Origin of the sequence: Kribbella sp. C-35, assembly GCF_046549195.1 — a bacterium.
In the GTDB taxonomy this organism is placed as follows: Bacteria; Actinomycetota; Actinomycetes; order Propionibacteriales; family Kribbellaceae; genus Kribbella.
The window spans coordinates 1-1,382 of the sequence record NZ_JAJPWG010000014.1 but is presented as its reverse complement, the minus strand read 5'-3'; the positions used below and the strand labels follow the sequence as shown (position 1 = coordinate 1,382).

1 protein-coding gene is annotated in these 1,382 nt (G+C 66.9%); it reads right to left on the bottom strand.

What is annotated here, in order from left to right; genetic code table 11:
• Positions 1-60 precede the first annotated feature (60 nt).
• The gene (locus ACLJOO_RS42660) at positions 61-1,302 is read right to left on the bottom strand and encodes a DDE-type integrase/transposase/recombinase (protein ID WP_410794083.1); all 1,242 of its coding nucleotides are present in this window, start codon (positions 1,300-1,302) and stop codon (positions 61-63) included.
• Between the last annotated feature and the right edge of the window lie 80 nt (positions 1,303-1,382).

Sequence of the window (1,382 nt, the reverse complement as noted above, 5' to 3'; positions counted from 1 at the left end):
TGTGATGTGAAGGGACATGTCGGACAGGGTGTGAAGGGACATGTCGGACAGCGGGTTGTGTTAACTGGTCGAGGGTAGGGGTTTGGTGGCGCGGCGTGCGCGGGGCAGGCCGGACGGGGTGTCTTTGATGTCTGGGTCGAGTTGGATGTGCTTGATCAGGTGGTGGTCGTGGAACACCACGACGTGCAGGCCGTCGCGCAGGATGTGCAGTGGGGCGCCGGCCCATTCGCGGCCCAGGGCGATCCGGTAGCCGTCGCCGACCGTGATTCGTCCTTTCGTGCAGGCCTTGACCGTGGTGAGGGTGGTGCGTGGTGACGGTGGCCGGTCCGGGTCGGGGCCGGTCTTGGCGGTGGCGTGGTAGCGCTGGTCGGGGGTCTGGCCGTCGAGGGCCTGGTGCGGGCGACGGGTGTTGAAGATGACGTCGTAGCTGTCCAGCAGGCGCTGCAGTTCGGCCAGGTCACCGGCCGCGGGACGGGCGTTGAGCCATTGTTTCAAGGGCTGCCAGTCGCGTTCCTTCTTCCCGCAGGTTTGCGGGTGGTAGGGCGAGGAGGTGACGTGGTAGACCCCGATCCGGGCCAGTTTGGCCTCGAGGTCGGAGTAGCCGCCGGTGCGGCGGCGTCTGCTGAGCGCGGCGCCGTTGTCGGACAGCACCACCGCGGGCTTGCCGTGCCGCTCCAACGCGATCTTCATGCACGCCCAGACCGAGGCGGCGTTCTCGCTGACCGCGGCCAGGGTGGCCAAGATCTTGCGGGCATGGTCATCGATCACCCGCACGATCGCGACCTCCTGCCTGCCACCGTGCGGTGACTGGCCGGCTGCCAGCCACCACACAGTGGCGTCGATCTGCCACATCCCGTTCGGTGACAACGCCTCGAACCGCCGGTAAGAGCTGTGCGGACGCTTGCCCGGCGACGGCTCCACCAGACCGTGCTCGGACAGGATCTTGTGCACCGTGCGCGCCGACGGGACACCCACCGCACCGTCGGGATCGTCCAGCAGCAACCAGTCCCGCACACTCCGCGCCCCCGCGTCCCAGCCCTCGGCAACCAACTGGCGATGCATCGCCAGCAGCCGCTCGACCACCTCGATCGGGGTCGCGTTCGGGCTGCGCCGCGGCCGCCGCGACCGCGGCAACAACCCCTCCAAACCCTCAGCCTCGAACTGCGCCTTATACCGGTAGAACGTGTCCCGGCTGATCCCGTACCGCCGGCACAACTCCGTCACCGACACCGACGAATCATCCAACGCAGCAAACGCGCCGATCGCGAACCGAACCTCCATCGGAACCACCAGATCCGCCATGACTCACACACTGAGCCACAGCCATCAGGTGTCCGACATCTCCCTACACACCTCTGTCAGACATGTCCCTTCAGAACACA

Excerpts from the sequence above, each read along its gene's own strand:
- ACLJOO_RS42660 (WP_410794083.1), bottom strand. The coding sequence starts at position 1,302 with ATGGCGGATCTGGTGGTTCCGATGGAGGTTCGGTTCGCGATCGGCGCG.